We start from the raw sequence: 24,886 nt of genomic DNA on the forward strand, positions 1-24,886 counted from the left end.
GTCGGCCTGAAGCAGCAGCGAACAGGCCAGCGTCGTGACGACTGCCACACGGAGCGAATCCAAAGCGAAGTAAACCATCGACGCATTGCTGCACAGGACCAGCCCCACGAGCCGACAAAAAGATGAAGTGCAACGCCGTTCTCCTGGTTTTCGCCAGATCATGTTGCGAGCTCGTCGGCCGCAACATGCGTCTGGCAGTTCTTGGGGCAGACGCGGCCGCAGGCTCCGCAGCCGATGCAGCGGCCGGCATCATCGACAACCATGATCATGCGATTGAGCTTGCCGTCGAAATCGTCGTCCTCGTCATCGCAGGGGCCGAGGATTTCACCCGCATCATCAACGCCGTGAAGATGCATGACATCGCGCGAGCAGACCTTGAAACAACGGCAGCAGCCGATGCAGGTCTTGCTATCGATGGAGGTCAGGTACGGCGGCATCCAAATGGAGCCGTCACGGGTGGTGAATGTGCGCATCATCCTAAATTCTTCATTGAAGCGAGTTCTCTCTTGGCAACATCCAACTCGGCATAAACGGCTTGGGTTTTCTCGGCGACTTCCTGTATGTCGGCCCACTTGCCCGGCAGACCCTCGACAAGGTCCTGCAATGCCATCTTGGCAATAGCTGCACGCAACTGGAGCTTTCGGACTTTCTTCCTCATCTTATCTAGGTCTGACATAGATCCTTCCTGGAACAATGGTTTTGTTGATGCGCTCCATCTCGGGCTAGGCTTCAATGGCTGCAGTCGCATCGTCGACCAGTTTCGTACCGGCCTCAGCAAGTTTGCGGAAAGTCTCGAAGCCGAACCGGTGGACGTCTCGACAGAACGCCCAACCGCTGGAAGCCCCCACGGGTTTCATTTCTATTGTCGGCGACGTCGACACGCCGGAGCGCTCCTCGATCGCAAGCGCTACGGCGGTGTAAAACATGTCGAGCCTCCACAGCGCGTCAGGATCGGGATCGCCGCCAAAGGGTACCGCACGTTGCTGTTGCTTGGTGATGATGAACTCGGCCAGCAGCTCGGCATCCGAATGGCCTTCCCATAAGCCGAAGGAATCCTGAGTACGAATGAGCCGCAGGAGGCATTTGACGAACGGGGAAGCAAGGGCCTCGTCGTCCTTGTGGACAGCAGGGCCAACCGGAGGAATTTCGTTGTTCGTCATTTCAGTCTTCGTCTTCGAGGTACGATTTCCTTTTCCTGCGATGCCCACTCCGGGTCGGCTTGCGTGGCCGACGAATGGCTTGGGCGGGCCAACCCCAAGAGTGCCCCGTGGCCGACCTCGACATGTCCACGAGTGCGAGACCTGCGGCGCGAATTCGCGGCGCACATTGTCTGCGCCGCGATCCGACCGGTGGTCAACGCAATTGAAATCCAACCTGCCGCAAGCCGCCGCCCTGCTGCATCGACATACTTGCTGCGAAGAGAGCCTCGATGGGCGGATTGGCCAGTGTTCAATTCCAATTGTCAGTCCCTTCGCGATTCTTGCTCAGGAAGTGACTGCGTTTTGAGTTTCGGGTGCCTTCTTTTGCGGAGCCACACAAAGATCCGCGTGACAGGCAGGCTCACCCGTGTAGTTGGCCAGTGCTTCGAGCAATGGGGTAAGATAGTACTGTTTGGTGTGGTCCGGAATTGGCCCCAGCCGGTCCACCGATTTCAGTGCCACCTCGATCAACTCGATTGCGCGATCTTTGTTGCCGCTCTCGTAATAATACTGAGCTACCGGGAGGTACCGGAGGTACTTAAACGGGCCATCGCCGTTCGGGGGATTGAGTGCCAGTATCTGTTCCGAGAGCTCGTTGCCCATCGCAAAGCGCTCCGCGCGCGGAAGATGGGAATTGTCCATCGTGGGATCGAAGAGTTGGTTGAGGGCCAAGGCCATCCACGACACCGCGTCGGACGTTTTGTCGATCGCGTCCTCGACCAATTCTCGCATGACCGGCATGCCGGTCTTGATGTCGCGCAGCTTGTGAAGCAGAAGATCCGCATGAATCTGCCGGAACTCACAAGAGTCTGGCATCAAGGCGAGGCCTTCTTCGATGGCCAAGAGCGCCGCCGTCCAATTCTCGGCCTGCATCGCCGGCTCAAGTTTGGCGTATATCGGCCCGGTAAGCGACATTTCGCGCGCTGCAAGTTGGTTATGCGCGATGCGCTTTGCATCGGCGGCTTTCGCTTCATAGCTGCTGCGCCAGCTGCCGTTAAGGACTTTCGGCAAAACGTCATCGAGTTCCGCCGGGTGGCCGATAAAAGCGATGTGGCCGTCGCGGTCGACCACGAACGAGGTGGGAATCCCAATCGAAGAGCTGGGATCCATCCAGAGCTTGTTCATTTCGCCAATGTAATCGAACCCGATACGATAATTCAGATTCGGGAACTCCTCGGTCAGCCAGGCATCCACGTTGGTCCGCGCCTCGTCTGCGGTAGGACCCTGTTCGCAGGCGGCAACTCCGACCGCCTCAAATCCGCTGCCTTCATATTTCTCCTGCAGTTCGATCAAATGGGGCATGGCGTCGACACATGGTCCGCACCAAGTCGCCCAAAACTCAACGAGGTAGACCTTGCCGGGCCGAAAGTTCGTGAGGGGCTCGCCACGCAGCCAGTTCTCCACTTTGATCGCAGGAGCCGGGGACCCCATACGCAGTTCCATCTTGGTGTCCAAAGTCATTCCACACCTTTCGTCTCTTTTGTCGCGGAATATTTTCCAGTCAAAATCGGACACGGTCTCGAGGGCATCGCTCCCTCTGGCTTGCTTCAGCGAAGCTCTCACCGTGTTGCCGCACATCAAGCTGCAACGGAGGTGCCAATTCCCTCAGCTCCGGTAAGCGGCGGGAAATGCTTTGAAATTCTCCACGAGGCCAAATGCGGCCGATTGTCGTGAACCCGACATGTCTTCTGCCGCTGTCGGGTTTCGCCCTATCACTCTTGAGAGCTTGGACGGCTCGCCTGTGATTAGACTGGCCTCGGTCCTCGAGCAGTGGCAGTTTGGCGCCAGTTCGAAAGCGCGAACTCGCCGGCTTGGTCCTCGTGCCGCCACCGCCGCGTGTGGATTCTTGCCCCGGAGTCAAAATTCGCCTCGCGGTTGCCAACGGCGGCATGCGCTCAATGCGCGTGGCGTTGAGCACCGACAGCACGTAATGGTACCAATTAGTGGATGCCCGTCGCTGCCTCCACTTCTCCAGCCAAGCGCTCGAACGACGCTACCTACCCACGTTCGAGCGCGACCGCGGAATCGCAGACTGCCGAACGTCAGCCGTTGCGAAAGGTGTAGCCGTACCCGTTGATCGCCGGTGCGCCGCCTAGATGTGCGTAGAGGACCCTCGATCCCTGTGGAAAGAAGCCCCTCTGGACGAGGTCGATCATCCCTTGCATCGATTTGCCCTCGTAAACGGGGTCCGTAATCATGCCCTCGAGCCGCGCGCACAAACGGATTGCCTCTTTGGTTTCCTCCGATGGAACGCCATAACCCGGGTACGCGTAGTCCATGAACAACACCACGTCTGCCTCGACAATTTCCGCTCCGAGGTGGACGAGCTTCGCTGTATTTTGGGCGATGCCAAGCACCTGCGCCTTGGTCTTGGCGGGCATGGCGGAGGCATCGATACCGATCACGTTGCGCTGTCGACCATCCTTGGCGAACCCGACGAGCATGCCGCCGTGGGTTGAACCAGTCACCGTACAGACGACGATATAGTCGAAGGCAAACCCAAGCTGCTCTTCCTGGGCACGCACCTCCTCAGCGAACCCCACATAGCCCAGGCCGCCGTATTTGTGGACAGAGGCGCCGGCAGGTATCGCATATGGCCTGCCGCCCCTTGCCTTGACTTCATAAAGTGCCTTTTCCCAGCTGCGGCGGATGCCGATGTCAAAGCCCTCGTCAACCAGGCGCACCTCTGCCCCCATGATGCGGCTCAAGAGGATATTGCCGACCCGGTCGTAGACAGCATCATCATGTGGGACCCAGCTCTCCTGGACCAGGAGGCATTTCATGCCGATCTTGGCGGCGACCGCAGCGACCATGCGCGTATGGTTGGACTGCACGCCACCGATTGTGACGAGCGTATCGGCATCTGACGCGATCGCGTCGGGCACAATGTATTCGAGCTTGCGCAGCTTGTTTCCGCCGAACGCGAGACCGGAGTTGCAGTCCTCGCGTTTGACGTAGATTTCCACCTTGTCGCCCAGATGCTTGCCGAGGCGGTCGAGCCTCTCGATCGGCGTGGGTCCAAAGGTGAGCGGATAACGTTCGAATTTTTCCAGCATGCTATCTCCAGCAAAAAAGTACCTGAACCTGCTACGCACCGGTCAGCCCAGGGGTATGGTCGCGTGTTAGCCGAACACAGATTCCCTATACGATCAGCTCAGTCATCAGAGGGTGACCAAAATTGGTGTGGGTCTGAGCACTGATCCTGTCATCCGCGCATCAAAGCAGCAGCACATGCTGGGCATTCGACCAAGCCGGGACACAGCTGAAAATTGCATTCCGCAGTTGATCAGAGTCAGACGACTGGTACCCGAGCTTTCCTGTAACCATCGGCATGCTGGCCCCTGTGGCGAGTTCCACGAGCGCGGCTAGAGGACTGCCAGATCAGAAAGAGCACGCGGCCGAAGTAGCCGGCCTGAAGCAGCAGCGAACAGGCCAGCGTCGTGACGACTGCCACACGGAGCGAATCCAAAGCGAAGTAAACCATCGACGCATTGCTGCACAGGACCAGCCCCACGAGCCGACAAAAAGATGAAGTGCACGCCGCTCCCCTGGTTTTCGCCAGATCATGTTGCGAGCTCGTCGGCCGCAACATGCGTCTGGCAGTTCTTGGGGCAGACGCGGCCGCAGGCTCCGCAGCCTATGCAGCGGCCGGCATCATCGACAACCATGATCATGCGATTGAGCTTGCCGTCGAAATCGTCGCCTCGTCATCGCAGGGGCGAGGATTTCACCCGCATCATCAACGCCGTGAAGATGCATGACATCGCGCGAGCAGACCTTGAAACAACGGCAGCAGCCGATGCAGATTTGCTATCGATGGAGGTCAGGTACGGCGGCATCCAAATGGAGCCGTCACGGGTGGTGAATGTGCGCATCATCCTAAATTCTTCATTGAAGCGAGTTCTCTCTTGGCAACATCCAACTCGGCATAAACGGCTTGGGTTTTCTCGGCGACTTCCTGTATGTCGGCCCACTTGCCCGGCAGACCCTCGACGAGGTCCTGCAATGCCATCTTGGCAATAGCTGCACGCAACTGGAGCTTTCAGACTTTTTTCCTCATCCTATCTAGGTCTGACATAGATCCTTTCTGGAACAATGGTTTCTTGATGCGCTCCATCTCGGGCTAGGCTTCAATGGCTGCAGTCGCATCGTCGACCAGTTTCGTACCGGCCTCAGCAAGTTTGCGGAAAGTCTCGAAGCCGAACCGGTGGACGTCTCGACAGAACGCCCAACCGCCGGAAGCCCCCACGGGTTTCATTTCTATTGTCGGCGACGTCGACACGCCGGAGCGCTCCTCGATCGCAAGCGCTACGGCGGTGTAAAACATGTCGAGCCTCCACAGCGCGTCAGGATCGGGATCGCCGCCAAAGGGTACCGCACGTTGCTGTTGCTTGGTGATGATGAACTCGGCCAGCAGCTCGGCATCCGAATGGCCTTCCCATAAGCCGAAGGAATCCTGAGTACGAATGAGCCGCAGGAGGCATTTGACGAACGGGGAAGCAAGGGCCTCGCCGTCCCCGTGGACAGCAGGGCCAACCGGTTCATGAGGAATTTCGCTTTTCCCCAATTTCAGTACTCCTCTTGAAGGACGATCTCTTTTTCTGCGATGTGTGGTTCGGGCGCTTGCGTGGGCGGGGAATGGCTTGGGCGAGCCGATCCCACGCAACAGTGTCCCGTGGCCGACCTCGAGCACGTCCACCAATGCGAGACCTTTCACCGCGGCGCGAACGCCTGCGCCGCGGTTCGACCCGAGGTAAACGCAATGGAAATTCCACCTGCCGCAAGCCGCGCACTTTTGCGGCATCGACGTTATTGCTGCGAAGTGCGCCTGGGCGGGCGGATTTGCCGGTGTTCAATTCCAATTGTCATGCCCTTCGCGATCCTTGCTCAGGAAGTGACAGCGTTTTGAGTTTCGGAAGTCTTGTTTTGCGGAGCCACACAGAGACCCGCGTGACAGGCAGGCTCACCCGTGTAGTTGGCCAGGGCTTGGAGCAACGAGGTGAGGTAGCGCTGTTTGGTTTGGTCCGGCACTGGCTCCGAATGGTCCAGCGATTTGATTGCCACCTCGATCAACTCGATCGCCCGGTCCTTGTTGCCGCTCTCGTAATAATACTGAGCGACCGGAAAGTAACACCCGAATTTAAAGTCTCCATCGCCTTGCGGAGGATTAAGTTCCAGGATCTGTTCGGAGAGCTCCTTGCCCATCGCAAAGCGATCATCATGCGGAAGATGGGAGTTGTCGATCGTGGGATGGAAGAGTTGGTTCAGCGCCATCACCACCCAAGACATCGCTTCGAACTTTTTGTTGATCGCGTCCTCGACCAATTCGCGCATAAGCGGCAAGCCGGTTTTGATGTCGCGCAGCTTGTGAAGCAGAATATCCGCATGAACCCGCCGAAAATCAAAAGAGTCTGGCATCACGGCGAGGCCTTCTTCGATGGCCAATAGTGCCGCTGCCCAATCCTCGTCCTGCATCGCCGGCCCAAGTTTGGCGTATATCGGCTGACTCAGCGACGATTCGCGCACACGCGAGATTCGCTTTGCATCGACGGCTTTCGCTTCATAGCTGCTGCGCCAGCTGCCGTTAAGGACTTTCGGCAAAACGTCATCGAGAGGTGCCGGGTGGCCGATATAAGCGATGTGGCCGTCGCGGTCGACCACGAACGAGGTGGGAATCCCGAACGAAGAGCTGGGTTCCAGCCAGAGCTTTTTCATTTCGCCAGTGCAATCGAACGCTGTCCGATAATTCAGATTCGGGAACTTCTCGGTCAGCCAGGCATCCACGTTGGTCCGCGCTTCGTCCGCGGTTGCAGCCTTTTCGCAAGCTGCGACTCCGATAATCTCAAATCCGCTGTCTTTATATTTCTCCTGCAGTTCGATCAAATGGGGCATGGCGTGGACACATGGTCGGCACCAAGTCGCCCAAAATTCAACGAGGTAGACCTTGCCGGGCCGAAGGCTCGTGAGGGGCTCGCCACGCAGCCAGTTCTCCACTTTCAGCGCAGGAGCCGGGGACCCCATACGCAGTTCCATCTTGGTGTCCAAAGTCATTCCACACCTTTCGTCTCTTTTGTCGCGGAATATTTTCCAGTCAAAATCGGACACGGTCTCGAGGGCATTGCTCCCTCTCGCTTGCTTCAGCGGAGCTCTCACCGTGTTGCCGCACATCAAGCACGGCAAAGGGCATGCCAACCCTTCTTAGCTTCGGCAAGCGCCGGTACCGCCTTGAATAAGCGAGCCCTAACACGGCCAGCTGACGTTAACCTGAATGTCGGCTTTCGACGGCTCACCTTAGCGGCTGCCGTTTAGGAAGGTGAGAGTTTGGCTGGCCCGCTGGCGATAAGACCGGCTTCGGCGTCCTGGAGTAGTCGCACTTCGGCGATGGGGTCGAAAGTGCGGGAGAGGCTCGGTACCCTTGCAGCCACCGCCGCATGTGGCCCGGCGTCATAATTCGCGTCGCGGTTGCCAACGGCGGCGTTGGGCTCGATCCACGTGGCGTTGAGCCCGACAGCACGTAAAGCTGCATCGTGATTGAATGCCCTTTGCTGTTTCACGCCAAGCAGGAGTCGCGCGACGCTACCTTGCTCAAGCGCGAGCAGAGCGATCTGACGCCGTAGGAATATTGCTCGTCCCGCTTTTGCCGCCAGAGGCGGAAATCTTTCCTGAATGCCACCGCCGATCATCAATATCGACGAATCATATCCCGCTGCCCATTTGTTCGACTCCGAGGTCGGGCCAGCACTCCGTCAAGGGACGGTTGATGAACCCTAGATGCTCGGGATTGGCGCATGGCGCGCGCCGCAGAAGGCTGTCAAGGATGCGGCGCGCTCGCCAGGCCAGCAGCCCAAAGTTCGGATCAGCCAGCCCGCGCTGTCCAAGGCAGGCGTTCTGAACGAAAAGGCGTCGGTCTCGCGGTCCGTCCCAGTACACCGAAAAATCCTCGCCGATGGCGAGCTCATTGCCGATCTGTTCGAGGCGATCTGCGATCGGTTCTAGGAAACCCGGCAGCGGTTTCTCGTACCCGGTGGCCAGGATGACGATATCGGCGGTTACTTCTCCGATGTTGTCCAAGCCGCGTTGCAGCGTGAGCCTGTGCCCTGCTCCGGCATTGATGCAGCGCGACACGTTGCAACTTGGCCGCAATGTGATCTCGCATTGGTGTGGCTCGAGAAAGGCGTGGTGGTAGAGCGCCTGATAGACCGCGCGCAACTTGCTTTCTGAAATGCCCTCGGAGGCAAGCGCGAAACGCCGCAGGAACAGCTGTCGATGCACCTCGCTCATCGCAGCAAAACGATCCGAGAAGCATGGCGTGAACAGCCCGTTTGTGAACGCGTGGTCGTCGAAAGGCATCTCGCGCGTCAAGACCCATGTGATCGCCGCGGGCCGCCGTTCTTTCGGCCGGCCGACAAGGTGCAGTAGCAGCTCGGCTCCCGACTGTCCGCCGCCAACAACGCAGACATGCTTTTTTTGCACCTCAGGATTGATGTGGGCCAACTCAGATGAGTGGAACAGGTTGGGTCCAGTCCAGCCATGAAACTGAGGCGGAATTTGCGCCTGCTTGCCTATGTCGATGACGAGGTTTCTTGCATCAAGGACCGCGTTGTCCGTCCGCACGCGAAACTCGCCGTCAAAGCGGATTTCGCGAACGGCCTCGCCGCCACGGACAAGCGGATTCTTCTGGAACGCCCAGTTGAGATATTGGGCGAACTCGGCTCTAAGCACCCCGTGAAATTGCGCATTGAGGAAATTGTAAAGACGCCCGTTCTCGTGGAGGTAGTTTACGAATGTGTAGGCTGATCGCGGATTGACCAGAGTAACCAGATCCTGGAAGTGGCCGACCTGGAGCTCCGCGCAATCGAAAGCGCTGCCTGGATGTCCTCGGAAATCGACCTCCCGGTCCAGGAACAGTGCCCCTTGCGCAATCTCTTCCTGTATCTGACACGCAAGGCTCAAATTAGATGGTCCAGCACCCACACCAATACAAAAGAGGTCCACTTATCCTTACTCCTCTAGGAGTGTTTTCCAACTCAGCGGCATGTTGACGTCGATTGCCGGGCATTGAGCAATGCGAACCTCACAGGCATGCTTGAGCCGCGGTCCCGACTGAGAGGACAGCAAAAGCGTGTGCCGCCTTCCAGGTCTTGGGCTCAATGTCGGCGGCATCGACAGCGGCGCGGCGTGATCCGAACCCAAGAGCAGAAGGAAAGTGTGTGATGCTGTCGCGCGGCTCTTCCGGATCTTACGGCGGCTTCTAGCGCCGGCCTCCACCCCAGGAGTGGCTGTTTCCCTGCCACGACGGAAGCGGCTCTTTCTTTCGAGGGGCGTAACCATGGATAACGGCTCTTAATGCTTTCGGAGACTCCCATGCATGCGGCGTGCCGGATAAAGACCTGTCAAACCAACGAGTTCGCGCAGTTCCAGCTCGTCTGGAATCCGACATTGTCGCACGCCCGACGATCGGGCAGGGGAAGCTCCGCGGCAGCGGCCCTTGCACACCGCAGGCTGACAGGGACAGCCGCCGATTTGACGCGCGTCCGGGTACTGATAAGGGGCCTTCCAACAGGGTTCGCGCACGAGGCGGGGTCTCCTGGTACACCCGCCCTGTGGCTTGGCTGCGGTCTGCTGCAGCCGTTCGTCTTTACTGCCCGTTGCGGACGATCTCGCACGAGTTGGTTCACGAGAGCGTCGTGAAGCAGTCGAGGCGTCCGGTTTGGCTCTGACAAGCGTCGCAAGATGTTCGCGGATCCAGCCATGTCTCCGCAATCCGACCGGTAACCGACGACGACTTCGGACTGGTTGGCGGTCCTACGACCTGATCGGTGTTCCTACGGAGCTGATCAGCGAGCCAAAAACAGCGGCAATGTGGTCTTCCCAAAGCTCCAGCTCGGCGGACCGCCGAAAATCCGCTCACGCAGCCCACGGCTGCCATAAGCACCCATAACCATCATGTCAGCACAGATGTCGTTCGCGTGCTGGGTCAGCACTGTGCCCGCCGATTTGCCGGCGCTCTTAAGCAGGTCAACGGAGACCCGAGCACCGTGCCGAGTAAGATAGGCAGCGATGTCAGCTCCAGACTGCGCGCCTTTCCCGTTGTTTTGCGCCTTTGGATCGACCATAGCGACACAGACTTCCTTGGCAGCGGATAGGATACTAAGAGCTTCCCGAACCGCACGCGAGGCCTCTACACGCGAATCCCAGCCGACCAGCACGCGTCGAGGCGACAGCGTCGCCTTAACGCCCTTCGGCACGATGAGCACCGGCTTTCCGCTATCGAACAAGCAGCCGTTGACAACAGGAGGTCCGAGAGTCTCATCGTTGAGGAGGTCTCCTCCAACGATCGTCAGGTCAGCGCAGAGCGCCCGCTGTCGTGCCACTTCACCGAGGCTAGCCGGATCGCAATAGTCGGTGTCAACGTCACAGGAAAGCGACATAGCTTTCAGCCTTTTGAGGATATCCGCGGACCGTCTTTCCATTCTGGTCACGTCCTGTGAAAATTTCTCGATTTGCTGAAATCGATAGTTCGGTACTGCAATTGCCTGTGCACGTCCTGTATTCCATTCGGGGGGCGGAGACAACATCAAGAGCAATGGAGGCGGTATAATGAGTACCGATAGGTGCGCGCCGACCTCGGCACACAGTCCGGCAGCTGTTGTGAGGTCCTCATCAGAATGATCAGCACCCGTCACACTGAATATGCTTTTAAATTCCATTTGCCTGCTTCTCCTGGTCTTCGTTAGGAGCGCCTCAAAGCGGCAACACCGCTCTCAGGAGGAAGAGAGAGCGGCACCACGTTCGATCACCGATTTCAGTCGTCCGGCTTCTCGAGCGAGTAGCCGGCCGACCTGACGGTGCGAATGACGCTGCCGGGCAAGGCCGTTTTCAGCGCCCTCCTGATTCGGCTGATATGGACATCGACGGTGCGTGCACCGACATGAATGTTGGGCAGCCAGGCCGCCCCGATAAGCTCGTCCCGGCTGAAGACCTTGCCGGGGGCCTCAATCATAAGCCGCAGCACGTTGAAATCGATCCGTCCGAGATGGATGTCGTGGCCATTACCGCGAACCCGATGGGCATCGAGCTTCATCTCCAGGCCTCCACAACAAATCCAACTGTCGTTTTCAACCCCGTTCGGACCACGCTTGGTCAGCCCGAGCCTCGCCCGCAGGCAGTCGAGCAGCTTGGCCGGAGCCACCGGCCGCACAAAGCTCTCAACGCCTGCCTTCAAGAGATCGAGGTGCTGGTGCTCGGCGCCAGGCGCGATCAGGGCGATGATAGGCAGGTCGGTGGTGCGCGGTTCCCGCTTGAGGTGGGCGCAAATTGCGGACCCGTTTATGCTGGCTGGGTCGCAATCCAGCACTACGGCCTGAAGCTCCCGTTGTTCGGCCAAGGCCAGCGCAGCCTTCGCGCCGTCTGCCGTCTCACTGCTGAAACCGTCAACCTCCAGTATGTGGCTGTAGAGCAGATAGAACTCGGCATCTTGCGAGCAGATCAGGACCAGCGGCTTCTTCATCGGCGATACCCCAACAACCTGGTCGGCCTCGAGTCCCTGGATCGAGGGGACTGGCCAACATAGTTTCTCGGGTCCGTCATGATGGCCTTTCTCGAAAATCGCGCCCATCATGCCAGCGCCACGTGGGGAAAGGTTTCGATGACTGAAATCGCATCGTCGACCAGCTTCGTACCGGCCGTGGCGAGCTTCAGGAGCGTCTCGAAGCCAAACCGGTGGACATCGCGCAGCGTTTTGGACAAAACGACCAGCCGTCCGGTCGTGAAAAGCACCCGACCAAAACCCTCATGGCTCACCTGGATCATCGGCGATGCCATAAGGCCGCAGCGCTCCTCGATCGCAAGCCCGATGGCGGCGTAGTACTTGTCGAGCCTCCACAGCACGTCGGGATCGGGATCTCCGATGATTGGGATCCCTCGGCGCTGTTCCTTGGTAATGATGAAGTCGCCCAGCAGCTCAGCGTCCGCTTTGCGTTCCCACGAGCCATAGGAATCCTGAGAACGGATCAGCCGCACGAGGCATTTGACGAACGGGGTGCAAAGAGCCGCCTCGTCTTCGGCGACAGCTGGGGGGATTGCGGGGTCAGGCATTGGCGTCCTCCTCTTTTCAGTCCTCGTCCTCGAAGGACGGTTTCTTTTCGGCAATGCCCGCTCGCGCCAGCACCTTGCGCAGCCAAGGCGGAGGACACGTCCTGAGCATCATCTGCGTGCGCAAGAGCACCTGTGGGATCGATTGGGGCTCCGCCACTTTGATCGGGTGGATTTTTGCCGCGACAAGCTTGGCTGCCGAAGGGCCGCCAATTGCCAGACAAAACAGGATCTGACAGCCCTTGAGCGCATCCACCTTTGGCGTGATGCGATCATCGCGCTCGGCCCGATGCTCCCCGCTTTCATCGGACACGTCATCGAAGGCCACGGCTTCTACGAGATTCCATTCCTCGCGCGTCACGTCGTAGACAGCAAAGCGCCTGGCCGACCCGAAATGGGCGTTGAGGTCCTGCATGTCCTGAGTGGCGATCGCAACGCGCAATGCGCCCTTACGTCGTTCAGGCATCGGGGCGAAAACCTCACTACTGACCAGCGAGAGGCGGCGAACAGCGTTCATCGTGATATTTCTCGATTACGGAGTGGATCAAGCGCCTCAGGAGTGGGCGCGTGTTGGTTGGCCTGGAAGATGCTGGCGACCTCGAAGATCATGTCGCGGGTGCCCTGATAGAGAATTGCGAGCTTGTGCTGGCTGCCTAGTCGATCGAAGACCGGGAACCCGATGCGCATGAGCGGAATTCGGAGCCGCTCCGATGCTTGGCGCCCGTGCGAATGCGTGACAAGCAGGTCAGCACCGACGGCAAGACTTTCCAGATCGCCGAGATCGCCGATCTGAACCGAAACCGCCGGGACTTTCTCGAGAATTTTAGACCTGTCGGTCGTTGTGACGGCCGCGGCTATCTCGGAGCCGAGGCCAGCAAAGAAGGTCGCAAGTTGGAACAGCTGGTCTGGTTCGGCAGCGATGGCAATTTTCTTGCCGCCGAAATGGAAATGTCCGTCGAGCATCGCGTCCTGCAATTGCGCCCGGCGCCGGCGCACGCGGGCCGGTACCGCCGCGCCCGAAATCGCAGACAGCAGCGACACGAAGCGGTCCGTGTCCTGCAGCCCAGTCAGTGACTGGAACAACACGTAAGGCACGCCGGTCAACCCGTGCAGCGCTTTCGCCGGGCGGCGCATGTGCTCACCGATGGCGATGCATTGCATGGCCGTGCCCAACTCGCGAATGTCTTCGACGCTGGTGCCGCCGTATGTGGTCGCTACCCAGCGGTCAGGAACCGTACCGTCGAGCGAGCCTGAAATGTCGGGCAGAATAACCGGCTTGAGCCCAAAGCTTTCAACCATGTCCCGCATATGCTCGATGTCGGCGATAGAGAGGTTGCATCCGGGCAGGATTGCGATCTTCTTCGGGTGCCGCGCCCGTTCGCCCGAGCGCGTAATCCCTTCGATCATTGCGGTGACTGCCTTGGCCCAGCCCTCTTCGATCGCGCCGTCAAAATCCGGCGTGTTGGCCAGCACGACCTCCGTACCCGCAAGCTGTTGCGTGTGCTTCCGCATGATGTTGGCAATATCACCCGCGCAATCTTCGCCACGCGTCTCCACCAGCGCGGTCGTGCACACCCCGATCAGCGTTGGCTTCGTGCGGTTCTTGAGGTTGAGGATCGCCTCTTCCAGATGGTCGGCTGCGCCGAGGATGGTCGCCACCTCATCCATCGCCGTAGTCTGCAAGGGAATCGCTTCTTTGAAGTGCCGCACGAAGAGAACGAGCGCAAAGCTTGTGCAGCCTTGGCTGCCGTGGAACAGCGGCATCGCACCGTCGACGCCAAGAAAGGCAAAGGCGGCACCCAGCGGCTGCGACGACTTCAGCGGGTTGACTGCCGCCGATTTGCTCTGGGGAAGGATGCGGGCCATCGGTCGCCTCAACACTCGTGTGCCGTCGCGCAGGCGAATTCATCAAACAGGTACGCGGTCTCGTTCCTCGTGCACGGCAATTCGCCTATCAGCTCAGGCTGGCAATCCCACGGGGCCGGCTGGCGCACCTGAGACCAGATCGGATTGTGAATGGCGAGGTCGATCTGGCGTACGAGTTCCACCATGCCGTCATAGCCGGCATAAGGATGCTGGCGCTCCTGGTTGATATCGAGCCAGGGCGTCTTGGCCTTGAGCGCAATGAATTGCGTGCGACCGCCCGACAGCATGATATCGGCCCTGTGTTCAGAGAGCATGGCGTACAGCTCGCTCGCAGCCATGGATTCGAACATGTGCTTGTCGTGCTTGAGAACTTGTTTGATGCGCTCCTTGTCCTGCACCGTAGATTTCTTGATCGAGGTGCCGACGATCTCGATTCCGATCTCCATCAGCGCATGGACAACCGACCAGGACTTCACACCGCCTGTGTTGAGCAGCACGCGCTTGCCTTGGAGCCTTTGCCGGTAGGATTCGAGTTTCTTCCACGCGATCGCCTCCTGCTGCGCGATCAGCGTCTCTGTGCGCTCGAGGATCTCCGGATCGGCGCCCTTCCTCACCAGCAGCCTGACAAGGTTTCGAAGAGCTTGCGATGTGTCGGAGATGCCATAGAAGGAGCCCTCGAAGAACGGGATGTCCCAGCGCTCCTCCATCTTGCGGGCAAGACTGATAAGCGCGGTCGAGCACACCATCATTGCCGCCCGGGCGCGGTGCGCGGAAGCAATGTCGCGGTAACGCGCATCGCCGGGAATGCAGGCGCGCACCCGGATCCCGAGCCGATCGAGGAGCGGCTTTACAAGCCAGAATTCGCCCGAGAGGTTGAATTCGCCAAGGATGTTGATGTCGTAGGGTCCGGGGTCGTCGGGTTCGACCGTGCCGATGACATGATCGAGCAACGCCTCGGCGGCGAGCTTATTGCCGAGGTTCTTGGAGCCTGCCAGGCCAGGCGCATTGATCGGCACCACGGCCAAACCGAACTTTTCCGTGGCGCGTTTGCACACGGCCTCGATGTCGTCACCGATCAGCGCCGTTACGCAAGTCGAGTAGACGAAGATCGCCGGCGGCGCGTATGTGTGCTTGATCTCGCGGATCGCCTTGAAGAGTTTCCGCTCGCCCTGCCCCATCACAAGGTCGAGTTCGGTGAGGTCGGTCGTGAAGCTTGTCCGCCACAAGGTCGGCCCTGACGAAACCGCACCACGGTTGTCCCAAGAATTGCCCTCGCAGGCGAGCGGCGCATGGACCAGATGCGCAACGTCGGTGATCGGCTGCAGGACGATCTTGGCTCCGTCAAAGGCGCAGCCGCCGGCTGCCGCCCCTGGTGTCAGCGACTTCGAGCAGCCCTCCTTGCGCGCCTTGGCATCTTTGCCACGGTTCTTATCGCAGGCGGGCTCATCGAAGGCGTCCTTGATTTTGGCGCTGAGGGAGGACATTGCTCAGCCTCCCCAGTCCATTGGGCAAGGAATGGCCTCGGCGAAAAGCCGGCCACGGCTCTTAGCGCGTGAGGTCATAGGAATAATCCGTCACACCCGTCTCGCTCGTCTCGCGATCGAGTTTGTCGAAGATCTTGTCGAGGATCGTCGTCAGCACGCGCAACGCTCCCTGGTAGCCAAAGAGCGCAAAGCGGTGATGATGGTGCCGATCGAAGATCGGAAACATCAGCCGGATCAGCGGTGTTCCGGTGTCGCGCTCCAGGTACTTGCCGTAGGAATTGCCGATCAAAAGGTCCACCGGCTCGGTAAAGAGCAGTGAGCGCAGCGCCCACAGGTCCTTGCCCGCCCAAACCTGGGCAGCCTTGCCGAAAGGCGAGGATGCTAGCAGCTTCTTCAAATCGGCTTCCCATGCCGAGGTGCCATTGGTGGCGAGGCAATGGGTTGGCTCGCCGCCGGTCTCCATGACAAAGCGGGCCATTGCGTGAACGAAGTCGGGATCACCGTAGATGGCGTATTTCTTACCATGCAACCAGGATTGGCTGTCCGCCATGGCGTCTACCAGTCGGCCGCGCTCGAGGCGAATTGCCTCGGGAATCTCCTTGCCGGAAATCGCCGCGACCTCCATCAGGAATTCGTCCGTCGCCTGAACGCCGAGCGGATAGTGGAACGAGGCCGTCGCCTGCCCGACCTCCTCGCAATAGCCCAGTGTCTTTCGGGTGTTGTGATGCTGCAGCGAAAGCGTTGCCTCGGCGTTGAGGGCCTTCTTCACCTCGTTGATCTTCGTGCCCCCGTCATACATGCGGTATTCACCGTCCGAAGGCGTATCGAACTGGTCAGAGGCATCCTGGATCAATGTATAGGACACGCCCATTACATCGAGCAGGCGCTTGAGCTCCCGGTTGTTGCCGACGCAGAAGCCGTCGAAGCCCGGAATGATGTTGATGGTTCCTTCGATTTGCGTACGCTCCTGACCTTTCCAGAAGTGCTCCAAAATGCCTTTGACCATGTTGTCATAGCCGTCGACATGACTGCCAACGAAGGCCGGGGTGTGGGCAAAGGGCACGTCGAAGTCGCGCGGGACTGAATCTTCGTCCTTGGCGTTCTGGATGAAGCTGTGCAGGTCGTCGCCAATGACCTCTGCCATACAGGTCGTCGACACGGCAATCATCTTGGGGTCGTAGAGCTGGTAGGTGTTGGCGAGCCCGTCGACCATGTTCTTCAGGCCGCCAAACACCGCCGCATCCTCGGTCATTGAGGAGGAGACCGCCGCGGCAGGCTCCTTGAAATGGCGCGACAGGTGCGAGCGGTAATAGGCGACGCAACCTTGGCTGCCGTGGACGAAGGACATGGTTCGCTCGAAGCCGGCGGCAGCGAATACCGCACCCAGCGGCTGGCAGGCCTTGGCCGGGTTCACGACAAGCGCTTTGCGGGCGAGGTTCTTTTCGCGGTATTCCCACGTCTGGGTGAAATCGCGCTGATCGGAAATGATTTCATCGGGGTGCGGACATTCGAAGTTTAGCTTCTTCTCAGCGAGCATCTTTCTGTATTCCGGCTCGCGGAACAGGGGAGCGTGATCGAGAATTTTTTCAGCCGACTGCGGCATGATGATTACCTCTTTTGCATCTGGCTGCGCGGGACGGCAGCTCAGGACGTCAAGACGTTCCAGGCTCCGGCGGATCAGAGGCCGCGGGAGTTCACCGTCTCAGTGGGAGACTGGGGCTGAAGCAAATGTTTATTCGGCAGCCATCGCCCGCTCATCGCCCCGGCTTCTTTTCCAAGGCGCGTGGAATAGGTCCCAGACCGGGTTGTTAATGGCGAGATCCACATCACGTGCGAAAATGGCAAAGCCATCGTAGCCGTGATACGGGCCTGAATAATCCCAGGAATGCATCTGGCGGAACGGTATGCCCATCTTCTGCACCGGGTATTTTTCTTTGATTCCCGAGCCGACCAGATTTGGGCGAATCCCTTCGATGAATTTCTCCAACTCATAGCCGGTCACGTCATCGTAGATCAGCGTGCCGTTCTTCACGTAGTGGCCGGTGCGCTGATAGTCGTCGCTGTGGGCGAATTCATAGCCGGTGCCCACGATGACCATGCCGAGGTCCTCGTAGGCCGTGACGACGTGGCGGGGGCGCAGGCCGCCCACATAGAGCATCACGGTATTTCCTTCCAGGCGCGACAGGTACTTGGCGATGACCGCATCAACAAGCGGCCTGTACTTGGCAATGACCTTTTCGGTCTTCTCCTCGATTTCCGGCCCAAAATGCTTGGCTATGTTGCGCAGAGAGGCTTCGATCTGGGAGGGACCGAAGAAATTGTACTCCATCCAGGCGACGCCATACTTTTCCTCCATATGCCGACAGATGTAATTCATCGACCGGTAGCAGTGGATAAGATTGAGCTTAGCCTTCGGGGCGCGCTCGATCTCTGCGAGTGTGGCGTCACCCGACCAGTTGCCAACCACGCGCAGCCCTATCTCCTCAAGCAGTATGCGCGAGGCCCAGGCATCGCCGCCGATATTGTAGTCGCCGATGACGTTGACGTCGTAGGGGCCGGCCTCGAACTTGACATCCTTTTTGTCGAAGACCCAATCCCGGATTGCATCATTGGCGATGTGGTGGCCAAGCGACTGCGAGACGCCGCGGAAGCCCTCGCAGCGTACCGGCACGATCGTCTTGTCATACTCCTTGGTCTTTTTGCGAGAAACGGCCTCGGTGTCATCGCCAATCAGGCCGATAGGGCATTCGGACTGCACGGTGATGCCGTTGTTGAGCGGAAACAAGACTTCAATCTCGTCAATGATCTGTTCCAGCTTCTTGTCGCCGCCGAAGACGATGTCCTTCTCCTGGAAATCGGAGGTGAACTGCATTGTCCCGAACGTGTCGACGCCCGTTGTACCGACGTAGTAGTTGCGGCGCTGCGACCAAGAATATTGGCCGCAGCCGACCGGGCCGTGCGAGATATGGACCATATCCTTGACTGGCCCCCACACCACGCCTTTCGAACCAGCATATGCACAGCCGCGAATCGTCATCACCCCGGGAATGGACTTGATGTTCGATTTGACGTCGCATTCGGAAAGGACCTCGCTTTCCCCGCCAGCCTCGTTGCCGCTCTTTGCGACGTTGAGGTGCTTCTTGCGGCGCTTCGCCGCCTTGTCGGGATAATGCGACAGCACCTCTTCGATAAGCTTCGCATGAAGAGCACCGTCATTCTCGTATTCCCGGCTCATGAGTCCCCCTTTCAAGGTTGGGTGACGCCTCAAAGAATAGGCGCCGTTCTCTGCAAGGCGCGCCGATTCATGGCAGCGCTAATGTCACTACTGGGCCGCCGCCTTCGCCGCTTCCTTGGAGTGAAGCTCGGCAAGCATCTGCTCGTCGGTCTTCATGATGCCGAAGTCGAGCAGCATCTCCTCCAGCTCCTCCATGGTGATCGGCGTCGGGATCGTACCCTGGCCCGAATTGGCGTGGATCTTCTCGGCCAGAGCGCGGTATTCCCCTGCCTGCTTTGAGTCCGGCGCGTACTGGATCACCGACATCTTCCTGAGTTCGGCATGTTGGACGATGTTGTCGCGGGGCACGAAGTGGATGAGCTTGGAATTCAATCGGCCAGCCAGTGCTTCGGCCAGATCGAGTTCGCGGTCGGTTTGACGTTCATTGCAGATCAGCCCGCCCAGCCGCACACCGCCCGAATGGGCATATTTGAGGATGCCCTTGGCGATGTTGTTGGCGGCATAGAGCGCCATCATCTCGCCGGACATGACGATATAGATCTCCTGGGCCTTGCCTTCGCGGATCGGCATGGCGAAGCCGCCGCATACCACGTCGCCGAGGACGTCATAGGAGACATAATCGACATCGTCATAAGCGCCATTCTCCTCGAGGAAATTGATCGAGGTGATGACGCCGCGGCCGGCGCAACCGACACCCGGCTCGGGGCCGCCGGACTCCACGCACTTGATGCCTCTGTAGCCCACCTTGAGCACGTCCTGGAGTTCGAGGTCTTCCACCGAACCTTCCTGTGCGGCGAGATCCAGGACGGTATCCTGAGCTTTCGAATTCAGGATCAAGCGTGTGGAATCGGCTTTGGGGTCGCATCCTACGATGAGGATTCTCTGCCCGAGGTCGACAAGGGCAGCGAGCGTATTTTGGGACGTGGTGGACTTGCCGATGCCGCCTTTTCCGTAAAAGGCGATCTGACGCAGACCTGACATAATAGCTTTCCTTCCTTCGTTCTAATCATCGCGACTGCCCGCGACACAAGTGCCGATAGGCAGCTCGTGCCGCCTCACACCAAGCATCGCAAAAAGCGTACCAGCGTGATCGGCCGATCCCAGAAAAAACTTTGTCATTAAATTCCAGCCGCTTAGACGGCGGCAAAACGCGCGAACGGGCCTTTCAGGCGTCTGTCACGGACACGACAAAGCCGACACAGATTGTCGTGCGCCATCCAAACCGCCGTGTGTCGAGCTCGAAGCGGGAGAATGGGGAAGTTAGCCCAAAGCTGATGGCGAGACCATCGGAAGACATCGGCTCTTGTCTTTCCAGCCTGCCATTGATCGGGCGGTCGCTGGATGAGCAGGAGCCTGGGGCTTGACCGCGGCGCGGGTAGTTCAGGCAGGCTTACAGAGCGGGAACGCCGGCGGCCGATAGACATCCGCGCTTAACCTTTCATAGCCCGTCTACAAGTTGGTTCCGCCGACGCGCTATATGGAAGCCAAATAATTCAGTAGCTTAGCCGAGAGCATTGATTTTTTCAGAAAGATACGTGTTATACGCGTACGAACCGCCGAACCCATGGTCGGCGCCCTCATGCGCGTGAGACCCCGTTGTGGGCGAGGCTCGCGACTGGCTGCACGATCCTAGCCGGCCTGCTTGCCATTGAGTTTGGTCCCGCCGCGGTAGGCTGCGGCATCAAGGGCAACATCAGCTACAACACTGGCAAGAAGATTATCACGTTCTTGGACAGGAATCTTACTGGGAGACACGCATCAACAGGCGGGCGGGCGGGCTTCGAGAGGTTAGTGTCGCGGCAGCTTGCAGATCTGCCCACGGGGCCGCCACGATCGCAAAGTGTGTACAAAAGCGCCCTCTCTGCCGAACTGAACAGTGCTCACGGCCATAGCCTCGGATGAGCCCGACTGGCTTGACCTCTGCATGATGAGAGCAGCTTTTACACCAGGTGCGCAGCACATGTCTTTAACGAACGCATCGTCTTCAAGAATATAGAGAGCAATTCGGAAAACCGAGTAGTTGGCGGCGAAGCTAGGAGAAGGTATACACCACCCTCTTGTTACCCCAGAGTAGAACGTGCAGCTGCGGCAAGACGCGGGCTTCGAACCACCTGTCGCTGGTCACCTTTTCTACCAGCGATTCCATGCGCATCATATTCCGTCGGACTCGACAGAGACGTCTTCATTACCACGGCGGGGCGGCGTGTGATTGCCGGGTTGCAGACAAACCTCGCCGCGACGTCTTTGGGACGAGTGGTGTCGGCACCGAATCCCTATCATTTAGACTAGCCAGCTTGGGGAGCGCCGTCAGACCGCCAGACCGGAAGAGGAGGCTTCGCGCCAACTTGTGCCAAGAATGTTGGACCGTGCGGAACCGCTGGGGCGGCGCTCAACTCTGGCGCAGGATGAAGCGTCGATTGGGTGAATGAATAGGGCGCGCGTTCGACGGGTAGAGGGAGGCAAATCGCTGGATGTCTGCCGGATCAACGTCAACCGGTTCCATCGCCACCATCCACTCGACGTTTTCGGTGCACGGCGGCGTCGTCAGTGAGCCCTCATAAGTCCAATAGCCAAGCGAGGCTGGCAGAAGCCAGTTGGGATTCACCTCGTCGATCGTCACCTCCCCATTCGGCAGTTCGGGAAAGGCCGCAGCAAGGGCAGCAAAGCTGGCATTTGTCGCGCCGGGCGTTAAAAAGACGCCCAGCACGCCCAGAGTACCACTTTGCGTGTCCTTGTGAACGAAATGCACCTCCATCGGGAAGCTCTTGCCCGCCACGTGATGTTCGCTTGGCGCATGGAAATGGAACTGTACCAGTTCGTAGACACGATCGCTGCGGGTCAGCGTGCTGCCTTGTGGCATATTGATTTGAATGGTGTGGCCGTTGTTCACCATATTGCCGCCGCCCTTGTGCCAGCCGATGGCGATATGCGGGATATCCGCCTTGACCGCGCTGTTGATATTGATCGGCGATTGCTGCGTGCCGGCAGAGCATACGAAATTTTCCTTATCCAGATCAGCCCAGTGCTCCGGTCCGACCGGACCGGTGTACCCCCAATGGGCACTGGTCGCTTGGGCGGCTTGAACGCAAATCCGGCATGCGCCGAGCGCAACCAACCCTTTGATCAGGTGACGACGATACATATTACTTTTGCTCCTCTTGCGAACTGATGTTGGTGGCTGCCCTAATGGACGCGTGATGGCCAATCGGCGCGGCCAGTATTGTCCTTTGCAACTGATAGATGCCCGCATGCCTTGGCGTGCTTTCATAAGTGCGGCTGCCGTTTCTCGGCTGGCCGGCTTCTGCAGCCCGCAACGGGAGCAGTTTCAACCAGCTAAACGATAAAAAATTTGAGCAGACCAGCGCTTGACCCCCGCCGCAAAGGCACAGGCGAAGGTGATCACTGCGCGGCTGCCGTTCGCGCCGGAGGCCGCATCGCTATACTTTACACTCGCTGCCCAAGGAGACGCAGGCGACCCTAATACGTTTTCATCGCTACTCCCGACGCAGCCGACCCACGCCACGAAAACGTTGCTATATTTCACGTTGGGCCAGTGAGGAAATCGATCTTCTTTATGGAAGGCATTTGCGCAATGGATGCATTCCCATGCTGACAGTCGTGCGTCAGGCCGGACAATGAGATACATCGATAAGAGCTGGACAAGGATGAGGGGATGACGTGCTTGCGACGGAGCAGGTGGGGCGAGAAGGCCAGTTCTTGCGGATTTCAACTTTGCGTGACGACAGCTCATCGGAGTCAAGGTGACACACGCCGGCAGCGGGGTGTCCGGGCGGTTTCCAGCCGCACAATCGCGAGACCGCTGACGCGAACAAAGCTCGGCTGTACTCGGCACGCGAAGAGAGCCTGCCAAGCCGTTGGAGCCCGGCCTTCCGGTGCGACGCAAGCCGCAGACTAGACCGCCCTCTTGTTACCCCAAAGCAGAACGTGCAGCTGCGGCAACACGCGGGCTTCGAACCACCTGTCGCTAGTCACCCTTTCGACAAGCCATTCCATTCGCATCATTATTCCGTCCAAGTCGACAGAGGCGTCTTCACTGCCAGGGCGCGGCGGCGTGTGATTGCCGGGTTGCAGATAGATCGGAAGGTGCGGATATCTCGCCGCGACTTCTTTGGCGTAGGCATAGTCACTCTCGTCGAAAACGACGAGCTTGAGCACGATTTGCGGCTTCTCTTGCGCCGCTTCGAGGCATGCATCAAACGCAGCCCAACGGGTGGTCATCTCGCTGGACGGCGGCTTTGGGCTAAGGGTCAGCACGTCAAGATCCGCAAACCACTCCCTCACCACGGAACCCTGCGTTTCCAGTGCAAAACGATAGCCCTCGCGATGGCCGCGTTCTATGAGGGGACCGAACGGCTGAATGGCCGGGTTGCCGCCTGACAAGGAGACCATAACCGGCCTGCCGCCGGAAAGCGCATGGACGGTTTGCCACACGGCATCGATCGGCATCGGTAGCCATTCATGGCGATACTGATTGTCCACCGCGTGAAGGCTGTCGCACCATGAACAGCGATAATCACATCCGCCGGTTCTGATGAACACCGTCGGCAAGCCGATGAGCACGCACTCGCCCTGGATAGTCGGCCCGAATATCTCGCTCACACGGATTGCGGGATGCATGTCGGTCACGGACGGTATTCCGCCCAAGTTTTCGGTGTTTCGCTAACGCGCACGGCCGCGGTCTGCGGCAGACGTGCCTTGCACCATTCATAGAAATGTCTGGCCAGGCATTCCGCCGTGACCTTCTCATGTCCCAGCACGTCGTTGAGGTGCCGATGGTCGAAGCTCTCGTCAATGTAGCGTTTGAGCGGCGCCAGATCGTGATAGTCGCGCACGAAGCCGTGGGCGTCCAGTTCCTTGGCCGACAGCTCCACTACGACGACATAGTTATGCCCGTGCAGGCGCGCGCATTGATGGTTGGGAGGCAAGGAGGTGAGCTGATGCGAGGCCGAGAAGTGGAATTCCTTGGTGATGTGGAACATTACGCGCGCCTCCTGCGCAGCGCCTCAAGCCAGAAATCGGCGTCCTCGTAGTCGGTGGGATCAGCGTGCCCGGCGAGATGGAACGCTTCGCGCCGCTCGACGCAGGTCCCGCATCGTCCGCAGTGACGCACGCCGCCCTTGTAACAGGACCAGGTCTCAGCAAACGGGGTGCCGTATCTTGCGCCATCCGCAACAATGTCAGCTTTTCCGAGATTCACATACGGTGCATAGAGGCGTATCTGCGCATAGCCGTCGAGCGCGCGGTCTTGCATTGTCTGGAAAGCTTCAATGAAGGCCGGACGGCAATCGGGATAGATGAAATGGTCCCCACCATGCACGGCCGCCGCCACCGCTTCGGCGCTGTGGGCGGCGGCGAGACCGAAGGCGATTGCCAACATGATGGCATTGCGGTTCGGCACCACCGTAATCTTCATCGTGTCTTCGGCGTAGTGGCCGTCCGGCACGTCGATACTGCTAGTCAGCGCTGAGCCGGAAAGGCCACGGCCAATTTCGCCGATGTCGATGATCTGGTGCGGGACCTTCAGTCGCTGCGCGCAAAGAGCGGCGAAGCCCAATTCCTTCCTGTGCCGTTGGCCATAGTCGAAAGATAGAAGGCCGGTGAGTTCGTGCTCCGCTGCCACCATGTGAGCAAGGGAAACGGAGTCCAATCCGCCAGAGCAGACGGCGAGAGTCTTCATCATTGGTATCCTTGTTTTGACCGGGTAAGGCTGCGACCGGAGATTTCTCTGCGCCCCCACTACTCCAGCGACTCAGTTTTGTGAACCGGGAGAATTTGCGCTCAGCCCGATTGGAACGGGAGTGCGTCGCGTCCAACACGCGTGATCAATAAAAGTTGAGCGCTTCAGCAGTTTGTTTCGCATCGCGCCAACTTTCGCAATCTGCTGTCGGATCGTCGACTTCGAGACAAGGTGATGTTCGGCCGACATCGGCTGGCTCTTAATTAAGCCGCAGAACACATGTTGGCTTTCTGGCCTTCGCTTGTGCGGT

The 24,886-nt window shown here is 58.9% G+C and carries 24 protein-coding genes and 2 pseudogenes; all 26 read right to left on the reverse strand.

The features are described 5' to 3' along the window. Nucleotides 1-158: 158 nt before the first annotated feature. The 26 genes and pseudogenes from fdxB (EN851_RS19640) to queC all read right to left on the reverse strand — a co-directional run bounded on the left by fdxB (EN851_RS19640) (nt 159) and on the right by queC (nt 24,576). The gene (gene fdxB, locus EN851_RS19640; RefSeq protein ID WP_189367684.1) at nt 159-476 is read right to left on the reverse strand and encodes a ferredoxin III, nif-specific; all 318 of its coding nucleotides are present in this window, start codon (nt 474-476) and stop codon (nt 159-161) included. Beyond that, complete coding sequence (locus tag EN851_RS19645) at nt 473-676, reverse strand: CCE_0567 family metalloprotein (protein WP_063169367.1); 204 nt, start codon at nt 674-676, stop codon at nt 473-475. The genes fdxB (EN851_RS19640) and EN851_RS19645 overlap by 4 nt, the downstream gene beginning before the upstream one ends. 46 nt (nt 677-722) lie before the next feature. Next, nucleotides 723-1,160 carry a DUF269 domain-containing protein gene (locus tag EN851_RS19650; RefSeq protein ID WP_126097329.1) on the reverse strand — a complete coding sequence of 146 codons (438 nt, stop codon included), beginning with the start codon at nt 1,158-1,160 and terminating at the stop codon, nt 723-725. A 324-nt stretch (nt 1,161-1,484) separates the two neighbouring features. Continuing rightward, a complete protein-coding gene (locus tag EN851_RS19655; protein ID WP_126097328.1) occupies nt 1,485-2,642 on the reverse strand; it encodes a TlpA disulfide reductase family protein in 1,158 nt (385 codons plus the stop codon). 599 nt (nt 2,643-3,241) lie between these two features. Beyond that, nucleotides 3,242-4,255, reverse strand: coding sequence for a 1-aminocyclopropane-1-carboxylate deaminase (locus EN851_RS19660; RefSeq protein ID WP_024505903.1), 1,014 nt, complete (start codon nt 4,253-4,255; stop codon nt 3,242-3,244). Between the two features lie 236 nt (nt 4,256-4,491). Beyond that, nucleotides 4,492-4,791 (reverse strand): exopolysaccharide production repressor protein, encoded by a 300-nt coding sequence (locus EN851_RS37845; protein ID WP_126097327.1) that lies wholly within the window; start codon nt 4,789-4,791, stop codon nt 4,492-4,494. Further along, nucleotides 4,763-5,077: pseudogene (fdxB, locus tag EN851_RS19670) on the reverse strand (ferredoxin III, nif-specific). Before fdxB (EN851_RS19670) ends, EN851_RS37845 begins: the two are co-directional and overlap by 29 nt. Next, complete coding sequence (locus tag EN851_RS19675; RefSeq protein WP_224571204.1) at nt 5,074-5,232, reverse strand: CCE_0567 family metalloprotein; 159 nt, start codon at nt 5,230-5,232, stop codon at nt 5,074-5,076. The pseudogene fdxB (EN851_RS19670) and the gene EN851_RS19675 overlap by 4 nt, the downstream one beginning before the upstream one ends. A 90-nt stretch (nt 5,233-5,322) precedes the next feature. Continuing rightward, on the reverse strand, nt 5,323-5,766 hold the full coding sequence (locus tag EN851_RS19680) for a DUF269 domain-containing protein (protein WP_245458601.1): 444 nt from the start codon (nt 5,764-5,766) through the stop codon (nt 5,323-5,325). A gap of 320 nt (nt 5,767-6,086) precedes the next feature. Next, entirely contained in the window at nt 6,087-7,250 is a 1,164-nt protein-coding gene (locus tag EN851_RS19685; RefSeq protein WP_245438181.1) for a TlpA disulfide reductase family protein, read from the reverse strand. A 254-nt stretch (nt 7,251-7,504) separates the two neighbouring features. Then, nucleotides 7,505-7,882 carry a hypothetical protein gene (locus EN851_RS19690; protein ID WP_024505270.1) on the reverse strand — a complete coding sequence of 126 codons (378 nt, stop codon included), beginning with the start codon at nt 7,880-7,882 and terminating at the stop codon, nt 7,505-7,507. A 13-nt stretch (nt 7,883-7,895) separates the two neighbouring features. Further along, nucleotides 7,896-9,194, reverse strand: coding sequence for a SidA/IucD/PvdA family monooxygenase (locus EN851_RS19695; protein ID WP_063169368.1), 1,299 nt, complete (start codon nt 9,192-9,194; stop codon nt 7,896-7,898). An 842-nt stretch (nt 9,195-10,036) separates the two neighbouring features. Continuing rightward, on the reverse strand, nt 10,037-10,909 hold the full coding sequence (locus EN851_RS19700; RefSeq protein WP_126087041.1) for a universal stress protein: 873 nt from the start codon (nt 10,907-10,909) through the stop codon (nt 10,037-10,039). 95 nt (nt 10,910-11,004) lie between these two features. Further along, nucleotides 11,005-11,709: a response regulator transcription factor gene (locus EN851_RS19705; protein WP_224571202.1), complete on the reverse strand. Its 705-nt coding sequence runs from the start codon at nt 11,707-11,709 to the stop codon at nt 11,005-11,007. Between the two features lie 107 nt (nt 11,710-11,816). Then, entirely contained in the window at nt 11,817-12,296 is a 480-nt protein-coding gene (locus EN851_RS19710; RefSeq protein ID WP_024505267.1) for a NifX-associated nitrogen fixation protein, read from the reverse strand. Nucleotides 12,297-12,312: 16 nt separating this feature from the next. Then, nucleotides 12,313-12,810 carry a nitrogen fixation protein NifX gene (gene nifX, locus EN851_RS19715; protein ID WP_063169371.1) on the reverse strand — a complete coding sequence of 166 codons (498 nt, stop codon included), beginning with the start codon at nt 12,808-12,810 and terminating at the stop codon, nt 12,313-12,315. Continuing rightward, nucleotides 12,807-14,159, reverse strand: coding sequence for a nitrogenase iron-molybdenum cofactor biosynthesis protein NifN (nifN, locus tag EN851_RS19720; RefSeq protein ID WP_126063827.1), 1,353 nt, complete (start codon nt 14,157-14,159; stop codon nt 12,807-12,809). The genes nifX and nifN overlap by 4 nt, the downstream gene beginning before the upstream one ends. A gap of 8 nt (nt 14,160-14,167) precedes the next feature. After that, the gene (nifE, locus tag EN851_RS19725) at nt 14,168-15,643 is read right to left on the reverse strand and encodes a nitrogenase iron-molybdenum cofactor biosynthesis protein NifE (RefSeq protein WP_095489376.1); all 1,476 of its coding nucleotides are present in this window, start codon (nt 15,641-15,643) and stop codon (nt 14,168-14,170) included. Between the two features lie 61 nt (nt 15,644-15,704). Then, nucleotides 15,705-17,246 carry a nitrogenase molybdenum-iron protein subunit beta gene (gene nifK, locus EN851_RS19730; RefSeq protein ID WP_126063826.1) on the reverse strand — a complete coding sequence of 514 codons (1,542 nt, stop codon included), beginning with the start codon at nt 17,244-17,246 and terminating at the stop codon, nt 15,705-15,707. 129 nt (nt 17,247-17,375) lie between these two features. Beyond that, on the reverse strand, nt 17,376-18,878 hold the full coding sequence (nifD, locus tag EN851_RS19735) for a nitrogenase molybdenum-iron protein alpha chain (protein WP_024505262.1): 1,503 nt from the start codon (nt 18,876-18,878) through the stop codon (nt 17,376-17,378). 87 nt (nt 18,879-18,965) lie between these two features. Continuing rightward, nucleotides 18,966-19,859 carry a nitrogenase iron protein gene (gene nifH / locus EN851_RS19740; protein ID WP_024505261.1) on the reverse strand — a complete coding sequence of 298 codons (894 nt, stop codon included), beginning with the start codon at nt 19,857-19,859 and terminating at the stop codon, nt 18,966-18,968. 1,051 nt (nt 19,860-20,910) lie between these two features. Continuing rightward, nucleotides 20,911-21,107 (reverse strand): annotated as a pseudogene (locus tag EN851_RS37235) (7-carboxy-7-deazaguanine synthase QueE); the annotation flags it as partial. Nucleotides 21,108-21,267: 160 nt separating this feature from the next. Next, nucleotides 21,268-22,020 carry a carbonic anhydrase gene (locus tag EN851_RS19750; protein ID WP_126063825.1) on the reverse strand — a complete coding sequence of 251 codons (753 nt, stop codon included), beginning with the start codon at nt 22,018-22,020 and terminating at the stop codon, nt 21,268-21,270. A gap of 770 nt (nt 22,021-22,790) precedes the next feature. After that, nucleotides 22,791-23,516, reverse strand: coding sequence for a 7-carboxy-7-deazaguanine synthase QueE (gene queE, locus EN851_RS19755; protein ID WP_167498746.1), 726 nt, complete (start codon nt 23,514-23,516; stop codon nt 22,791-22,793). 5 nt (nt 23,517-23,521) lie between these two features. Next, the gene (gene queD, locus EN851_RS19760; RefSeq protein WP_126063824.1) at nt 23,522-23,878 is read right to left on the reverse strand and encodes a 6-carboxytetrahydropterin synthase QueD; all 357 of its coding nucleotides are present in this window, start codon (nt 23,876-23,878) and stop codon (nt 23,522-23,524) included. Continuing rightward, on the reverse strand, nt 23,878-24,576 hold the full coding sequence (gene queC / locus EN851_RS19765; protein ID WP_063170389.1) for a 7-cyano-7-deazaguanine synthase QueC: 699 nt from the start codon (nt 24,574-24,576) through the stop codon (nt 23,878-23,880). Before queC ends, queD begins: the two co-directional genes overlap by 1 nt. Nucleotides 24,577-24,886: the final 310 nt, after the last annotated feature.

The organism is Mesorhizobium sp. M8A.F.Ca.ET.208.01.1.1 (assembly GCF_004791315.1).
In the GTDB taxonomy this organism is placed as follows: Bacteria; Pseudomonadota; Alphaproteobacteria; order Rhizobiales; family Rhizobiaceae; genus Mesorhizobium.